This is a genomic window from Paenibacillus caseinilyticus, assembly GCF_027533645.1.
Lineage (GTDB): Bacteria > Bacillota > Bacilli > Paenibacillales > NBRC-103111 > Paenibacillus_G > Paenibacillus_G caseinilyticus.
Window position 1 is genome coordinate 1 of the sequence record NZ_JAQAGY010000013.1, and the last position, 16,982, is coordinate 16,982.

General features: G+C 56.2%; 9 protein-coding genes and 2 pseudogenes. 3 read left to right on the top strand and 8 right to left on the bottom strand.

Going from position 1 to position 16,982, the window contains the following annotated elements:
* Positions 1–425 precede the first annotated feature (425 nt).
* Positions 426–1,544, top strand: a complete 1,119-nt coding sequence (locus tag O9H32_RS19120; RefSeq protein WP_269867728.1) for a PepSY-associated TM helix domain-containing protein — start codon at positions 426–428, stop codon at positions 1,542–1,544.
* Positions 1,545–1,637: 93 nt separating this feature from the next.
* Here the strand turns inward: O9H32_RS19120 and O9H32_RS19125 are convergent, their stop codons facing one another.
* Together O9H32_RS19125 and O9H32_RS19130 are read right to left on the bottom strand one after the other, a co-directional pair.
* A complete protein-coding gene (locus tag O9H32_RS19125; protein ID WP_269867729.1) occupies positions 1,638–2,948 on the bottom strand; it encodes a pectate lyase family protein in 1,311 nt (436 codons plus the stop codon).
* A 418-nt stretch (positions 2,949–3,366) separates the two neighbouring features.
* Positions 3,367–4,011, bottom strand: coding sequence for a peroxiredoxin-like family protein (locus O9H32_RS19130; protein WP_269867730.1), 645 nt, complete (start codon positions 4,009–4,011; stop codon positions 3,367–3,369).
* A gap of 142 nt (positions 4,012–4,153) precedes the next feature.
* Between O9H32_RS19130 and O9H32_RS19135 the strand changes: the two genes are divergently transcribed.
* The gene (locus O9H32_RS19135; protein WP_319946943.1) at positions 4,154–4,774 is read left to right on the top strand and encodes a TetR/AcrR family transcriptional regulator; all 621 of its coding nucleotides are present in this window, start codon (positions 4,154–4,156) and stop codon (positions 4,772–4,774) included.
* 138 nt (positions 4,775–4,912) lie between these two features.
* Here the strand turns inward: O9H32_RS19135 and metE are convergent, their stop codons facing one another.
* From metE to O9H32_RS19155, 6 genes and pseudogenes are all read right to left on the bottom strand, one after another.
* Positions 4,913–7,213 (bottom strand): 5-methyltetrahydropteroyltriglutamate--homocysteine S-methyltransferase, encoded by a 2,301-nt coding sequence (gene metE, locus O9H32_RS19140; protein ID WP_269867731.1) that lies wholly within the window; start codon positions 7,211–7,213, stop codon positions 4,913–4,915.
* Positions 7,214–7,358: 145 nt separating this feature from the next.
* Positions 7,359–8,261: a LysR family transcriptional regulator gene (locus O9H32_RS19145; protein WP_269867732.1), complete on the bottom strand. Its 903-nt coding sequence runs from the start codon at positions 8,259–8,261 to the stop codon at positions 7,359–7,361.
* Positions 8,262–8,451: 190 nt separating this feature from the next.
* Entirely contained in the window at positions 8,452–9,528 is a 1,077-nt protein-coding gene (locus tag O9H32_RS32990) for an S-layer homology domain-containing protein (RefSeq protein ID WP_455072788.1), read from the bottom strand.
* A gap of 330 nt (positions 9,529–9,858) precedes the next feature.
* Positions 9,859–11,079: pseudogene (locus O9H32_RS32995) on the bottom strand (pectate lyase family protein); the annotation flags it as partial.
* A 15-nt stretch (positions 11,080–11,094) separates the two neighbouring features.
* A pseudogene (locus tag O9H32_RS33000) lies at positions 11,095–15,309 on the bottom strand (pectinesterase family protein); the annotation flags it as partial.
* Between the two features lie 227 nt (positions 15,310–15,536).
* Positions 15,537–16,250, bottom strand: coding sequence for an MBL fold metallo-hydrolase (locus tag O9H32_RS19155; protein ID WP_269867734.1), 714 nt, complete (start codon positions 16,248–16,250; stop codon positions 15,537–15,539).
* 247 nt (positions 16,251–16,497) lie between these two features.
* On the opposite strand from O9H32_RS19155, the gene O9H32_RS19160 reads away from it, so the two are divergent.
* Positions 16,498–16,884, top strand: coding sequence for a MerR family transcriptional regulator (locus tag O9H32_RS19160; RefSeq protein ID WP_269867735.1), 387 nt, complete (start codon positions 16,498–16,500; stop codon positions 16,882–16,884).
* Positions 16,885–16,982 lie beyond the last annotated feature (98 nt).

Consider the following 16,982-nt stretch of genomic DNA (forward strand, 5'->3'; position numbering starts at 1 on the left):
GTTGGATCATCCGTCTCACCCACTTTTCGTGATGACTCAATTATACGTCAAAAAAAGCACAGCCACTTCAATTTTCTTGAAGTGCTGTGCTTTTTTATAGGACGGACTTTTTCAGTGGCCTCGAGCTCTCGGCCGGGTTTTTGCCGCGCTGCAAGCCGCCTGCCCGGCGCGATGCCCGGGAATCGGGAAGCCAAGCTGAGAGCTCCTCATCCCCCTCCCGTGGGGAGGGATCCGCGATTTCACTGCATGGACTATTCTGCCTTCCGCCGCCCCGGATACTCCATCCGTAAATCTAGTATTGACACTGAGAATGATAATAGTTATCATTCTTATTGCCACATCGCTCATGAGAATGAATTTCATTATCAGGAAGTTGCGGCGCAGAAAAACATACATAAGAACACTGGGGTAAGGGAGTCAACCGTATGCGCAAAGCCATGTTAAAGATCCACTTGTTTCTCAGCTTGCTTCTCGGCCTATTCATCGTCACGACATGCACGACGGGCAGTATAATCATGATCGAGCCCGACGTGGAGAGCTGGCTGTATCCCGTTCAGAAAGAGCCGACGCCGGGCGATGTCGGGGCGGCTGTGATCCAGCGTAACGCCAATGCATTGAATCCGGAATTCAAGACGGACCGGATCGAGCTGCCAGGGAAGGACGGCTTCTACCATGTCCATCTCTCCAAGGACGGCAAGGACGGCCGGATGATCTATGCCGACCCGGGTACGGGCGAGGCTTTCGGGAAGGTGCTGGAGGGGCGCCCGGAACCGTTCGCGACGATCTATAATCTGCACCGCTACTTCCTACTGACTGACGTGATCGGCAAGCCGCAGGCAGCCTCCTTCGTCGGATGGATCGGTATCGGGCTGTTCGTCATCCTGGCGACGGGGATTTATCTGTGGTGGCCTGGCATCCGCAAGCTGGCGCTCGGCTTCCGGGTGGTGCGAAGCCGGGGCAGGCTGATGCATAACATGAGCCTGCATAAGACGGTCGGGATCGTATCGATTCCCCTTCTGCTCATCCTCACGGTAACCGGCGTAGTCAACGCCTTCGAGAAATCGATCCCCGGATGGGTAGGCTTCAAAGCGAAGGAGGAAGTGCCCGCATCGGCCCTGAAGTCCAAATCCGGTGACACGGCCCTGCTTCCGGTCGATCAGGTGATCGGCTATATCAAGCAATCGTATCCTGACAGCAAGCTGATTAAGATTCAGCTCCCCCTCAAACCGGACCAATCGTACCAGATCGGACTCAAGGAAGGCTTCGGCGCCTCGGCGGGGAGCAACAGCACCGTATATATGGATGCCTCCACCGGTGAGGTGCTGTACAAAACAGACCCGGACCTGGCTATCAATCTGTATAATGCCTGGCGGAAAGGCCTGCACTTCGGAAACTGGGGCGGTGAAGCGACCAAGCTGATCAGCTTCGTCTTCGGCATGATGCCGCTCGTCCTGATGATCACCGGGATCGTGATCTGGAGGCTTAAGGCTTCCGCACGCAAGCGGAACCGGAACAAGCATACGGCCACGCCGGCAGCGGCTTGAGTCATCCAATCGCATAAGCGCTGCATAAGCAAACCCCCGTGCCGGCCGGCACGGGGGTTCTTATTCATTCGTCATGGCTTCGATTCGGTCCCGCTATTCCAATTCTACTGAGAACTGGTGCAGCCACTCGTCGATCCCGGCTGCCGGCACCGCGAGGGCGCGATAGGCCGGAGCGGCTGACGGATAGCCGCCGACCTCGTTCTGGCTGTCCAGAATTCTGCCGGTGCCGTTCAGCGTATCGGTAACGATGCGCCGGTCGACCGTGTCCCGGTCCTTCGGGCGGGCCCCCGCATGCTGGGTGACATAAGACAGCACTTCGCCCGACGGGCGTACGGTCAGCCCGGACGACGGCCAGGAGGGCTTGATGCCGAGCAGCTTCACCCCGCCGAAGGTCTGCGGCACGGCCTTCCCCGTGCGGTCCAGCGCTTTGTTGTCCGCCAGGTAGGCTTCCCCGCTGTTCGAATTCGTTCCCACGAGGCCGAGTCCGGAGACCGTATCCGCTCCATGCTTCATGTAGTTCCCTACGATGCTGACTTTGGGTCCTTGGGGCGTAATGGATGACGAAGTCCACTCTCCCGGCACATAACCGAGCCTGATCGCCCATTTGCCCGGATTGTGGATCACGTTATTGACGATGACCCCGGTCGCGAAGCCTTTGAACCAGGGGTTGCGCTCATCATTATGGGCGAAGAGATTGCCGACGAGAGCCGCATCGTTCACATAATCATGGATCAAGGTTCCCATGGAATGCGGCCCCTTCTCATGCACCGAATCGTGGAGTCCTTCGGCGATGATATTGTTGCTGAACGTCAGCTTCCGGGACGTGCCAGACGGTCCGTCGAACCGGGGACCCGAAGCAGACAAGGTCTCGTCGACGCCCCAGGCGAACGAGCAATGGTCGATCACGATATGGTAGGCATTCGCCCCGTAAGTGGATACATCCGGCTCATACCCGCTCCCCTTCGCTGCTCCCGCATCCCCCATCCGGAAGCGGATATGCTTCATGAGGACATCATGGGTCTTGATCTGCAACCCTCCGCGGATGAACGTAATGCCCGGGGAAGGAGCCGTTTGGCCCGCGATGGTCACATACGGCTCGGCAGCCACCAGCGTCTTCTTGTTCAGATCGATAACGCCGCCCACTTCAAATACGATAATGCGGGGTCCCTTGGTTTCAAGGGCCGCCTTGAAGGAGCCGGGTCCGTCCGCATTCAGATTCGTGACTTTGAGGACAGCCCCTCCGCGTCCGGCGGGAGAATCCACGCCGTAGCCCTGGGCCCCGGGAAATACAGCAGCCGCAGCGGCAGCCTGCGGTGCAGCCCCTGCCGCCGTCAGCAGCGAAGCGAAGATCAGGATGGACGCCACAAGGTTACGGAACAGGTTTCGTTTGATTTCGGTCAGCATCAGAATACCTCCTTTTTTAGTTGCCCGGATGGGTCTTGGTTTGCCGTGCGGATGACTCATCCCCCTCTCTGCGTACGAGGCAGGCAAGCTTGCCCCCGCCTCCTCTCTTATACCTGATCTGGGAAATTACAGCAATGCGCCGATTTTAACTTCATGAGATTCAGGCATGGTCTCGTACCCAGACTGGGCTGTTGATTATCGCGTTACGGCTGCATACAAGATCAACGGCTTCGCCGTCCTTTACAGGACGATGCCCGTTGATAAGATATATAAGAAGACAGGATCGAGCCCTGGCGAGATATAGACACTTATGTATAGAAAAAACCGAACTCCTTGGTAAGGAATTCGGCGGGAAGGAATGCGCAATGTGTTCAAACGCTTCGTTATCGATAAGCCCTCATGGCAGGTTAAGCTTCGCTCAGAGCTTCTTCAATTCATCGATAATATCCTGGGTTTCCATCCGCTGCATGAAGTCCGGGTTGACGTGGGTGCGGCGGACGATGCCCTCCTGGCCCAGAATGAACGTCGCCGTAACCGGGAGTACCCAGCGGCTGGTTTGGTTGAACTCGGTAAGATCCAGCCGAAGCGAATGTTTGAATGTGTTTTGAAGAGAATCGGGCAATTCAAACAAAAGGTTGTATTGTTCGGCGACACGCCCGTCCGGGTCGCTCAGCACCTGGAAGGTCAGCTGCTCTTTCTCCTTCTGGGTCAACGAGTGGTCGGGGCTCTGCGGAGAGACGGCAATCAACCGGCCGCCGTACTGCTGAATCCCAGGCAGTGCTTGCTGATAGGCCCTAAGCTGTACATTACAGAATGGACACCAGGCTCCTCGGTAGAAGGTCAGGACAACCGGACCCTTCCCAAGTTCATCCTGCAGGGAGACTTGCTCGCCAAGCGGATTGCCCAGCGTGAAATTCGGGGCTTGCTCCCCTTCCTTCAAACCAAAAACGGTACCGGATTGCTGCTGCTCCCTGATATGGTGAAGAATCCGCTCCTGGGCCTCTGGGGGCACTTTCGTGATAAAGCCTGCCTTGATTTGTTCCAATTGCTCTTTTACCGACATACGGCAACGCTCCTTTGCCAGATCTTCCGTGATTTCGCTTCACGTCAATAAAAGATACCACTCGGTATCTTTTATTGTAGCATACTTCCAGTCTATGACAAGGGCGCAGCCGCAAAAATTTGTTATAATGACTTATTGGACTATGATCCGTATGGAGGGCTTCATGAAAAAAGGGGACAAAACACGCGAACACATTATCGCCAAATCGGCTGAACTCTTCAACCGGCTCGGCTACGCCGGGGCATCGCTGAACGATATTATTGCCGCCACCGGCATCAAGAAGGGCGGCATATACCGCCACTTTAGCAGTAAAGACGACATTGCCCTTGAAGCTTATGAGTATGCAGTCAATCAAGTCGGCATGAGAATCTCCGAAGCTGCCGGTAAAGAGGAGTCCGCTGCAGGCCGGCTGCTCGCCTTTTTCCGCATCTACGAGGATGTTGTGAACAATCCCCCGTTCGTAGGCGGTTGTCCGCTGCAGAATACGGCCGTAGAGAGTGACGACACCCATCCCGCCTTGCGCCAAAGCGCCCAGCAGGGAATGTACCGGATGCTGGACATGATGAAAAGTATAATTCACGATGGGATCCGCTGTGGTGAATTCAAGGCAGATCTGGATGCGGATGCCCTGGCCACGTTCGCCTTCTCCTTATTGGAAGGGGGCATTATGCTCAGCAAGCTCGAAGGCAGCAACAGGCATATGCAGATGAATATTGCCAGCTTCTCTGCTTATCTGCAGCAGTGTTGTTCCCAAGCACACTGAATGGCCTCCCCTGCTCCCTCTCCGCATTCCAGAACCACGCAAACGAGCCCCCGCTGAAGGAGAACGCACTGACGTTCAACCTCGGGGGGAGCTTTCCTTTCTTTAATTAGTAATTTCAGGAAGGGAATCTACATGTACCTACTCTTTCGTATGCGCTGCAGCGGCATACTTCGTGCGGACGATACGCGTGGCTTCTACCATGTTGCCAAGGGAGTGGACCGTTTCCTCCAGGCCGCGGGTCTTGAGGCCGCAGTCCGGATTAATCCAGAATAACTTTGGATTCAGCACGCGGAGCGCCCGTTCGATCATGCCCGTCATTTCGTCCGTATCTGGTATCCGCGGACTATGAATATCATAGACGCCCAAACCGATCCCAAGCGGGTAGGTGCTGCGTTCAAAGCTGTCAATCAGCTCCCCGTGACTGCGGGAGGTCTCGATCGAGATGACGTCGGCATCCATCGCTTCAATCGAATGAATCATATCGTGGAACTCGCAGTAGCACATATGCGTGTGAATCTGCGTCGTATCCTGTACCGTGCAGGTAGTCATACGGAAAGCTTGGACCGCCCAGGCCAAGTAGCCGGCCTGTTCCTCTTCCTTCAGCGGCAAGCCTTCGCGAACCGCAGGCTCGTCGACTTGGATCATCGCAATGCCCGCCTGCTCCAAGGCTTCCACTTCTTGTCTAAGCGCATAGGCCAACTGGTACGCGATGATCTCGCGCGGAATATCCTCGCGGATGAACGACCAATTCATGATCGTGATCGGTCCGGTCAGCATCCCCTTCACCGGGCGGCCGGTACGCGACTGGGCGTACTTCGTCTCCCGGACGGTCATCTCCCCCGTGAAGGCCACATCGCCGAAGATCATGGGAGGCTTCACGCAGCGCGAGCCGTACGACTGCACCCAGCCGCCCCGGGTGAAGGCAAAGCCCGCCAGCTTCTCGCCGAAAAACTCGACCATATCGGTCCGCTCGAACTCCCCGTGCACGAGAACATCCAGGCCGATATCCTCCTGCAGTTCGATCCACACATCGATCTGCTCCCGGATGAACGCCTCATACTTCTCGCTGCTCCACTCCCCCCTGCGCCATAATTGACGGGCCCTGCGCACCTCTGCGGATTGCGGGAAGCTGCCGATGGTCGTTGTCGGTAATAGCGGCAGCTGCCATTTCTCCTGCTGCAGGGGATGACGCTCGGCGAAGGGACGGCTGCGGCCCTGCGGCTGATGGCGGATCGCGGCGACAGCCTGCTGGATGTCGCTCCGATTGCGCGCCTCCGAACTCTGGAGCGACTGATGAATCCGGTCGTTTTGCTCCAGCGCCCCGGCCAGATCAGCGGCGTTCCCGGTGAGCGCCCCCGCGAGGAGAACAATCTCACCCAGCTTTTGGTCGGCAAAGGCGAGCGCATTCTTGAGCTCGGGCGCAAGTCCAGTTTCCCCCTCTACTGTCACGGGCACGTGAAGAAGACTGCATGAGGATTGAACGATGAGACGCTCCGGACTCACTAATCCGGCGAGCTCTTCCAAGAGGGCCTGCTTCTCGCGAAGCGGCGCCTTCCATATGCCGCGTCCGTCGATGATCCCCGCACCGAGCACCTTGTCGGCCGGAAACCCCAGTGCCCGGATGGATGCCAGATTGCCGGATCGCCCGTGCACGAAGTCCAGACCGATGCCTTGGACAGGCAGCAAGACGATGTCGCTGTAGTGCTCCACGGATTCGAAGTAGGTCTGCAGCATAATGCGGATACCCGGTACTGACGCTGCAAACGTGTGATAGATGTTCTTCAACCGCTGCAGATCCTCCTCGCACAGCTTCGTAACCAGAATCGGCTCATCGATCTGTACCCATCTGACCCCTTCCCTCGAGAGCTCCTGGAGGATCTGGACATATAACGGGAGCAGCCGGCCGAGGCAGGCATCGGTCTCCGATCGCTCGTATCCCTTGGACAGCTTCAGGAAGGTGAGCGGCCCGACGATCACGGGCTTGCCTTCCATCCCGAGCTTCTCCTTGGCTTCCCGGTAGGCAGCCAGCGGCTTATTCTCGGTGAGAACCGGCTGCCTCCCATCCCATTCAGGCACGATATAATGATAGTTGGTATTGAACCACTTGGTCATTTCGCAGGCCGTGGCGTCCTTCGTCCCCCGGGCCATGCCGTAGTAAGTAGACCAAGGGACGACGCCTCCCTCGTAGGGAAAGCGCTGCGGCACGAGGCCGAACATGGCGGCCGTATCCAGCATATGGTCGTAATAGCTGAAGTCATTCACCGGGATCAGGTCGATTCCCTTCTCCTGCAGCGTGCGCAGATGATTCAGCCGGATCTCCTGCAATGCTCCCTGCAGCCCGGCTTCGTCGTGCTGCCCTGACCAGTAGGCTTCCAGCGCTTTCTTCCATTCCCGGTTCTTGCCGATACGCGGGTATCCCAATACACTGCTTCTGACCATCTTGTAAACTCCCCCAAATTCCATATTTTTGTACTGCTGCGGTGGTTTACAAGAAAGATAACATGGATTCCGGGTTATAACGTAACTCCATATAACTATATCTGGCTATATCTTTAGGCTATAGCGAAGCGCGTTAAAAGAGCATTCATAAGTGAAACACCTGCTTCAGTGCCTCTATGTAGGCGGCGCCGAGCTTGGAGAGCGTTATATTCCGGTGGGCGATCCAACCCACATGAATCGTCTCCGTACTCTCGAGCGGGATGGGGATGATTTCATTCCCGTTGAGATCGGCGCTTAGCACCCCCGTCGAGACCGTATACCCGTTCAGGCCGATGAGCAGATTGAACAGCGTCGCCCGGTCATTGACACGTATGCTCTTCTTGCGGGTCATCGTACTGAGAATCTCCTCCGAGAAATGAAAGGAATTGTACTCCCCCTGATCGAAGGAGAGATACGGATAATGCTGCAGCTGATCCACAGTCACACTGGACTGCCGGGCCAGCGGGTTGTGGATGCTGATAAAAATATGCGGGCTCGCCGTAAATAAGCTGTGGAAGAGCAGATTGGCATCCTTGAGCAGTTTGTTGATCACTTTCGAATTGAATTCGTTCAGGTACAAGATCCCGATCTCGCTGCGCAGGCTTTTGACATCCTCGATGATCTCGTGGGTTTTGGTTTCGCGCAAATGAAACTCGTATTCCTCCTGGCCGAATTCCCGGACGAGATTCACGAAGGCATTCACGGCAAAAGCGTAGTGCTGGGTGGATACCGAGAAGTGCTGCGGGGAAGGCTTGCTATTCAGATACCGGCTCTCGAGCAATTCGGCCTGCTCGACGACCTGCCGCGCATAGCCTAGGAATTCCACCCCTTCCTTGGAAAGCGAGATTCCCTTATTCGACCGCTCGAATATCGCAATCTGCAATTCTTCTTCCAGATCCCTGATCGCGTTGGAGAGGCTCGGCTGGGAGATAAACAACCGCTTAGCAGCCTCGTTAATGGACCCCCGGCTGGCTACCTCTATCACGTACTTGAGTTGTTGCAGAGTCACTTGCATGCCCCCCCTTACAGAAGAAACCCGGACCCGGATTCCTTGAATTATACTTCATTATACTGAAATGCCAGGGGTGGATAGCAAATATTCGTTATGATTCATCGGCTGGTTTGCGTAAGCTGCGGCTCTTTTTTTCATTCTAAGGCAAAAAAGCTGCTCCGGCATCCAGCCGGCAGCAGCTCTTCTCTTATGGATTCATAAAATGCAGTTGTTGCAGCGTGCGCTTCAGCATGACTGCCGCTTGGGCACGGGTAGCGTTGTCCTGTGGCGCGAACCTCGACTCCGAGATTCCTTCGATCAGGCCTGCGGACAAGGAGATCGCAGCAGCCTCTCTAGCCCATCCGGCAACACTCGCGTGATCCGAGAATTTCTCCAGCAGTCCATCCTGCGTCTTCGCTTCCAGTCCGCCCAGTTTCAGCGCCCGTACCATCATCGTAACCATCTGCTCGCGGGTAATGGCCGCATGGGGCTGGAATGTACCATCTTCATAACCGCTGATCAGATTCGCTTTCTTCGCCGCCCCGACTGCGCCGGAGAACCAATCCTTGATTGTGACATCAGCGAATCCAACCGCCTGCTCTTCCGTCAAGCCTAATGCGCGTACCAGGAGTGCCGCGAATTCGGCGCGTGTGACCTGTCCATCCGGTGCAAACTGAGCTGGGGATACGCCTTCTACAATCAGCTTGCCGGCGAGCGTTTCCACATCCTTCTTCGCCCAGTGACCGTTCAGGTCACCGAACGTTTTCGAATGCTCGATCACCGTGTAGATGCTGTTCCCTCTGCGCAGCATAGTGGCTTCGGCACCTTCGAACAGCGTCGGTACCGGCACGAGCTTCTGCGTCTGCGGATCATACATCACACCGGCGGCCGACTGCGGATTCACCTCACCCTGCAGTTTGAGCTTGCGTCCGACATAGGTATCGAAGGTGTCGATCGCCTCTGTCTTGCCTTTCACATCAACGAGGATTTCAAAAGAGACCGGCTCACCCAGGATCGTGGCTCCCAGCTTGGAAGCCGCCCCCTTCACGCCTTCTGCTGTGCCGCCTTGAACTTTCCTGATGAGGATGTACAGCTTCACATCGGATTCGGACACGAGATGCTGTCTGGCAAGGACTGATGTGTCCAGCAGCTTCACCGGAAGGCTGTAGCTGCCATTAGCCGAGTCGATCTGCAGGATCGCCCCTTTGTTCTTCGAGTACAATGCTTTCAACAGTTCGGAAGTTACTTCTACCTTGACCGTGTTTCCTTCGGATCCGGCCTCCATCTGGAATACAGTCGTATCTGCCGGTGCCCCGGCAATGAATTCAGCCGCCTTGGAAGCGTCAAGGGTAACCAGCACCGTGCCATTCTGTACGGATTCCTTCAGGAAGTCGTTGAGCTTGACCCCTCCCGGCTTGCTGCTGCCCGTGTTAGTATGGCTCCCATTACTGGCAGGAGGAGCAGCGCTTCCGCCGCTGCTGCCACCGGAGTTGTCGTGATCATCATCGTCGCTGCCCGTACCATCTCCCGGCTCCTCGGTTTCGCCGCCAGCACCGTCTCCCGGCTCCTCGGTTTCGCCGCCCGTACCGTCTCCAGGCACTTCGGCCTCGAACACACCTGCTTGCGCCTTAACGATCACAGGTACTTCCTTCGTGTCATCCAAGGTGGTATACAGCGTCGGCGTCCATGCCACTGCCTGCAAGCCGCCGTGACTCTGCGCAATGTTGACATCCGTTCCATTCAGAACCGAACCGGTGTCCGTGAACTTGGTTCCTTTGCTGACTTGAATGATGGCAGCCGGCTGGGTGCCGGGATCATTCACGAAGTAGTTGTTCTGTGCATAGATCTGCGATTCGTATCCTACGCCCAAAGAATATACGTACGGATTGGTAGGATGGGTGTAGGAGCCTGCGTAATAGTTGTTATACACATGAACCTGACCGTAACGCACGCGCGGTACGCGCTGTCCGGCGTTCTCGTAATAGTTGTGATGAATCGTAACTCTCAGCTTGCCGGCATCGCCTGTCGCCTCATCGCTTCCGCCGATCAGGGTCGTTTTGTCATGATCGTGGAAGTGATTGTACGAGACCGTAACGAGATCGGAAGCATTCGTGATGTCCACGGTACCGTCATGCTGCTGATATTTGCGCCCGAAGTAGGTGTGCTTCGGATCATCCAGCCCGCCGTCATCGCTGAACACGTTATGGTCGATCCATACATGGGTGGACCCTTTGACCGAGACGCTGTCGTAAGCGGAGTTCCAGTTGCCCGACTCCCCGTCGGTCGGGTCCCACTGCGGGAAGTGATCGAACGTATTCTCGAATTCGATGTTGCGGATGATGATATTGTCGACTTTGTCCAGATTCAGGCTGCCGCCGAGAATCTTGGCACCCGATCCCGGAAGGCCGACAATCGTGGTGTTGGAGCCGACCGTGACCTTGATCCGGCTGGCCTGATTGGCTTGGGACTTGGCACGCGCGTCCTCCAATGGGCCTGCCGGGGAATTCTTGCCCCATACGGCAGGGTCGTACGTCTTCAGGTATTCTTCCAAATCATACGCCGGATCCTCGTAGTATTCCCGGCCGACCGGATGGTTGTTGTCATCGACATTCATATCGATGGATCCTTGGATGTAGATGATCTTCGGCGTATTCCCTGCGGCCGCTTTGACAAGCTCACTGCGGCTGCTTACTACGAAAATATTGTCTGAGCTCGCCGCAGAGCCCCCGGTTGTGCCTGTCGTGAAGGAGGCCCACCCGTCATTGGCTGCCAATACTTCCCGGCCGAGATCCGTGCTGCCTGAATTGACGATGTGAATCAGGAGTGGCACGGAGATGCCGTCATATTGGAATGTGAGACTCGCTGTTCCTTCCGGCAGTCCGGCAAGGTACGACTTGCGGATGACGTACCCGCTGCCCGCCGCCTTGTAAGCGGATGAATCGAGCGCCGTATCGCCGTTCTTCACGCTCGTAAGGGTGTATCCGCTGCCGTTGCGTACCGTGACATACACATCCGCTCCATTCGCCTTGTCGAAGCTTGCGAATGAGGCCGAGATCGCCGGTTTATACTGTACCTTCGGCATGAATACCGGAGTCGAAGGATCCCAGCCGTCGAACATGGCCGGTATCGTCATGCTCGCTTCTTGTCCCGTAAGCTGCGTGGCCATTGTTCTTGCACTTGCATTAGCTCCTAGGCCATAGCTGTTGTACTCCGAGAAGTAGCTCGTTTTGCACGTCCCTGCGCAGGCAGCCACCCATCCGCCCGGAAGGAACTTTTTCGAGTCGATCAGCGTATTGATGAAGCTTACCCTTGCATAGTCCTTCCAAGGACGGCCGAGGTCGTACGAGCCCTGCGCCGAAGCATCGTCCACTACCTGCGAGTTCAGGAACAAGTAGCCTTTGTCCGCCACATTCTTCTGGGCTCCCGCTGTAATGTGACCGCCGCCGCCCGTATGGCTGACGAGCACCATTCTCACATTGTCCATCACGACCGCCGGCGCTTCGCCGAATATAAAGTCGACGTCGCCTTCAATCAGGCTGTTGTGGAAATAGTGACGGCCTTGGTTCTTCGCATTGAGACCGTTGTACAGCGTATCCTGGTAGCCCTTGAGTCTGACCGATTCGAACACGGCCATATCGCTCTTCAGCGACAGAGCTACGGCTTGCGCCACGTCGGAACGAGGCCCCGAGCTGTTCTCGATGGTCAGGTTCGCAGCGGTGAAATAATCCGCATTGACTTCGACCGTCTGGCTCAGGAACGTGTTGCCGACATGCCCCGGCTTGCCGGTGGTTGCCGAAGTGCCGGCATAGTCGCCGTACACAATGGACGTAACGTCGATGCCTGCACCGACCAGGCTGACATAAGGCCGGGTGACCTTCAGCTTCTCGGTATAAGTCCCCGGCGCAATCGAGATGACCGTTCTCACGCTGTTGTCCGCAGGGATGATATCCACGGCGCTCTGGATCGTGTTGAAGACGGTTACTCCATCTGCAGCCGCACGCTTGTCTACCGTGAGCACCTTGGCAGGAAGCGCTGCAATCTCATCGCTGTCCACGCTTTCTCCGCCCGCTTTTACAGCAGATACGACATAATAATACGTCGTTCCGTTAGTTACCGCTTGGTCCTGGTAAGAAGCTTCGCCGGACACGGCCATCGTCGTATAGCTTCCGCCCGGGCTGTCCGCTCTCTTGATGTTGTAGGATGCAGCGCCGGGCACGGGATTCCAGCTCAGCGTCACTCCGCCGTCGTCCACTGCGGCTTTCAGCCCTGCCGGCTTCTCCGGTGCGCCGGGTACAACCGCCGCATGCTTCACCCGCAGCTGGTTGGAGATCCGGCTCTCCTGCTGTTCATTCACCGCTGTAACCACGTAGTAATACGTCTTGCCGGCCTGGGCTGTCGCGTCGGTATAGCCCGTATCGTTGACCGTTCCGACCGTCGTGTAAGCTCCGCCGTTAGCCTCGCTGCGCTCAATATGATAGGAAGCGGCATTCGGGACGGATGACCAGGTCAATTCAACTCCTTGCCGGCCAGGTTCAGCGCTGAGCAGCGTCGGAGACTGCAGGGGAGCCGCAGGGGATACCTGCCCCAGCAGCACCGGTTCGCCCAATCCGCCTACATTGCCCGCCGTCAGTCTGTAGTAGTATGTTGTACCGGCGTTCAATCCCGCATCAAGGTAGGAAGTGTCGGTGATTCTCGGCTTGCCATTCACGAGCAGGGAGACATAAGGCCCCGCCGGTGTCGTACTCCTCTCCAGCGTATAGAAGGTCGCATCCTTCTTGGGGTTGGCCGGATCCTTCACAGGATCCCAGGTGATCGTCAGCTGGCCGTCTCTAACCACTGCCTTCAATCCGGTAATCGGAGCCGATGGCGGCGGTACGTCGTTCGGGTAAGCTTCCGCCGTATTCGAGACGTCACTTTCCCCGTTTGCGTTGACACCTGTCACTTTGTAATAAAAATACGTATTGTTCGCAAGTCCCGCTGTAGTATCGGAGTAGCTGTTCGAAGGAACGCTGCCCGCCACGAGGGCATACGGTCCCTCCTGGGATGCGCTTCGGTAGACGTTATAACTGTCCACCCCGCTGGCCGCATTCCAGTTCAGCTCCACCCGCAGGTTCGCGCCTTCGGCTGTGAGGCTTTGCGGTGTCGTGGTCTCCTGCGTATAGGCGGTCACGTCATCCACGTAGGCTTGGCCCGAGGAAGATCCGGCCATCCGGAAATTCACCGAAGCCATATCGGCAACCGGCGTCGTAAAGGCCACATTGCCTTGGTACTGGCCGTTCACAAACAGATCCGCCGTACCCGCGGCGACATCGGCGACATACTTCACGGTGTACCAAGTATTGCCGGAGATGGTTACTGGCGAAGCATTGATGTTAAAAGAAACCGCCGTCTTCTTATTGCTGTCGAGCAGCTCGAGGACATAGGAATCCCCGATCCTTGCCGTCTGCATAAACCGCAGCTGGGCGGTAACGCCCTTCTTGCTCTCCGCCGTTATCGGCGCGAAGGCTTTGTTGAAGCCGCCCCGTCCCGCTCCGTCATTGATCCACAGTACATTCGTCGCATTATCGGCCACGGCCCCCGAAGTGTTGCCGTAGCTGTTGGTCAGACTGCTGTTATGGATTACCGTCGTATTGTTGGTATTCGTGAATGCGCTGATCACTCCATTGCCGAATGGCGCCGTGTACCCGGATGGAAGGGCACCCAGCGTACTGTTCTCGAACGTATCGTGGATGAGGAAGCTGCCCGGCTTCCCCGCGGCTTCAGCCGAATCCGGACCGGCGCCTGCGGCATTCACGGCGCTGACCACGTAGTAATAGAGCGTACCGTTGGTCAGTCCGGCGTTAAGGAAGCTTGTGCCTGTCACATCGGCGGCCACAGACGAGTAAGGCCCGCCTGGCGTCGTACTGCGCTTCACTTCATAAGCCGCCGCGCCCGGTACGCTGGTCCAGGCCAGCGTCAATTCGCCGTCGCCCGGTGCAGCTGTCACATTCGCCGGTGCGGCCGGCACACCTTGGCCGGACGGAGTCGCCTGCACCTCGGCCGATGGGCCGCTCTCGCCGGAAGCATTGAGTGCAGTCACGACATAGGAATACGTTGTATTGTTCGTTACACTGCTGTCGGTATAGCTGGCACTCGCGGCACCGGCACCGGCCTGCAGCTTCTCCGCGATCGTGCTGTAGCCGCCGCCGGAGGTCTGACTGCGTCGTACATTGTAATACGTCGCGTCCGTCACGGTCCCCCAAGTCAGCTGTACCCGGGCATCTCCGGTTTCTGCCTTTAACCCGCTTGGCGCAGCCGGAACCGCTGCGCTGACAGGCAGCGCCGCCGTAAGATCAGACACATCCGTTGTCTGCGAATTCGTGTAAGTATGGAGCAGCGTCACGCTGTCGAACCGGGCTGCTGCACCTGCCTTGGCAGAGGCCAGTCCCACATATGTAGTGGATTGCACATCGGCAATCGTCTTCCCGTTGATCTGCGTCCAGGTGATCGTCGGCCCGGATACCGTTCCGAGGTCATAATAAAAACCGCCGCCCTGCTTCCGGACCCGCATGTATTTGGGCGCGCTTTCAAAGTCATAAAGAACGTTGTCGGTCCCCTGTTTCAACCCCGAATTGCTTGCCGCTTTCGCCGGGTCGGAGGTAAGCCGGGACGAAACATAAGGCTGATATTGGTCATTCGTACCATAGTAATTCCCGAAGAAAAAGGAGCTCCCCTTCTCCAGACTGGTCCGTGCCAGGATCCCCGCCATGGCCCCCTTCACATAGGGGTATGAGGTCAGCTTGGCCATCATCGTAAAATCACCGGTTACCGGAGTATACGCATATTGGAGCTGCTCATCTACTTGATTCGGAACACCGGTTCCTGTTGAATCGCTTATCGCGAACTCTCCTGCCGAAGCATCATAGGAGCTGGATCCGCTCGATCCGCCCAAGCCGATGCTGCTCCAACCGGTGGGAAAACTGGCTGCTTCCGTCCGCCCTGCGCCCGCCCAAGGGACGTAGGAAAACAGCAGCAGCAGACAAAGCAGGATACGGGATGCTTTTCTCATCTGGTCATGTTCCTCCATTCTAGTACGTTCCCTGCTTATTATGCGGGCTGCAGGCTATTACCGCTATAATCATCTCGTTTGATTCGCGCGCTAGATCGCCTCCCTATGCTCTAGCAGCGGTAAGACTGCGCACTTCAGCCTCCATTTCAGCGATATGCCGAATTTAACTTTCGAATCGACGGGAACGCCAAAAAAACAGGAAGGGAAACCCTCATGGTTCCCCTCCCTGCTTCTCTTCGCATCACTTAGTGAAAGTTCAATACATGGGTCTGGTTCTTGCGCATGCGGAACTTCACGAAGTGCTCTACCGATTCAATCTGAAAGTAGATGTTATTCTCCTGGAGATAACGCATCGTCTGCCCCGGCTCAATTCCGTAGGAATGACCCGGATACACCCGCACGTCCGCATCCGCGATTCCCTGCATCCGCTTCACGCTGTGAAACATCTGAACCGGGTCCGCCCCGGCTCCCGTGCACATCCCGCAGCCCTCGGTGAAGATCGTATCCCCGCTGAACAGGCTGCCCGGCAGCAAGTAGCAGGCACCGCCCGCCGTGTGCCCTGGCGTCAGGAAGCAGCGGACCGGGGTTGCTCCAATATGTACGGTATCCAGATCATTCAACCGTATAAGGCCCGGCGCGCCGAATTGGTAGAAATCGCACTCCTGTCCAGTCATGTAGACTTTCAGATGGGGGAACCGGCTGCACAGCGCATCCACGAGGTTGACATGGTCGTGGTGCGCATGAGTGAGCAGGATCGACGTAAGAACGGCGCCCTGCCTCTCCAGCTCGGATAGGATCGTGCCGAGCTCCCAGGCCGGATCGACAACCGCTGCCTGCCCCGTCGCCTGGTCGACGATCAGGTAACTGTAGTTAATATACTGCTGCCAAGTGACCCGAAGCGGAGTCACCTGGCAGGCAGCTTGACTGCTCTGTCTATCTTCCGGAAGCGATAAGACCATTAGGCGTACTCCCCTTTCCGTCCGGCTGCTGCTTTCACTGGCGAATAGGACAATAATATTAAATTCTAGCATAGGAAGAAGAAACTGGGAAGATAGTGTAGAACCTTGGTAAACACCCGAACGTGCCTGTAGTCAGCATTTCACGTGAAGAAGCATACGCCCACTTCGGCTTCCTCAGCAGACTTCGTTACGGAACCCATAAAAAATGCTTGCCTTCGAGTTTACTCGAAGGTATATACTTTGATTCATGGAAAATTTATTAACCATTCGACAAGTCGCTACTGTTACAGGTCTTAGCGTCCACACCCTTCGCTACTATGAGAATATAGGTCTTCTAAGTGACATTGGACGCAATGAAAATGGGTACCGTTGTTATTCTTCAGCAGACATTACTTGGATTGAGTTTTTAACTCGTCTTAAAGCAACTGGAATGCCGATCACCAACATGCTAGAAATCGCCGAACTCCGAAAGCAGGGTGATTCAACTCTAACGGAAAGGAGGATACTTCTCGAGGATCACTATAAAAAAGTTCAACAGCAGATGACTGAACTTCAGAACAATCTTAATTTGCTTGCACATAAAATCGTAATCTACAAGGAGATGGAAGGCAAGTATGAGAAGAGCACTAAATAAGCCCATGTAGATGGGCGGTCAAAAACCATCATCACCCATGATATTCTTGTGAACGCGCGCTCATGAAAGCCATTTCATCCCATATTTGATATTTGGAA

Bases quoted from the DNA above. Each gene is read 5' to 3' on its own strand.
- O9H32_RS19120 (WP_269867728.1), top strand. From the start codon at position 426: ATGCGCAAAGCCATGTTAAAGATCCACTTGTTTCTCAGCTTGCTTCTC.
- O9H32_RS19125 (WP_269867729.1), bottom strand. From the start codon at position 2,948: ATGCTGACCGAAATCAAACGAAACCTGTTCCGTAACCTTGTGGCGTCC.
- O9H32_RS19130 (WP_269867730.1), bottom strand. From the start codon at position 4,011: ATGTCGGTAAAAGAGCAATTGGAACAAATCAAGGCAGGCTTTATCACG.
- O9H32_RS19135 (WP_319946943.1), top strand. From the start codon at position 4,154: ATGATCCGTATGGAGGGCTTCATGAAAAAAGGGGACAAAACACGCGAA.
- metE (WP_269867731.1), bottom strand. From the start codon at position 7,213: ATGGTCAGAAGCAGTGTATTGGGATACCCGCGTATCGGCAAGAACCGG.
- O9H32_RS32990 (WP_455072788.1), bottom strand. From the start codon at position 9,528: ATGGAGGCCGGATCCGAAGGAAACACGGTCAAGGTAGAAGTAACTTCC.
- O9H32_RS19155 (WP_269867734.1), bottom strand. From the start codon at position 16,250: ATGGTCTTATCGCTTCCGGAAGATAGACAGAGCAGTCAAGCTGCCTGC.
- O9H32_RS19160 (WP_269867735.1), top strand. From the start codon at position 16,498: ATGGAAAATTTATTAACCATTCGACAAGTCGCTACTGTTACAGGTCTT.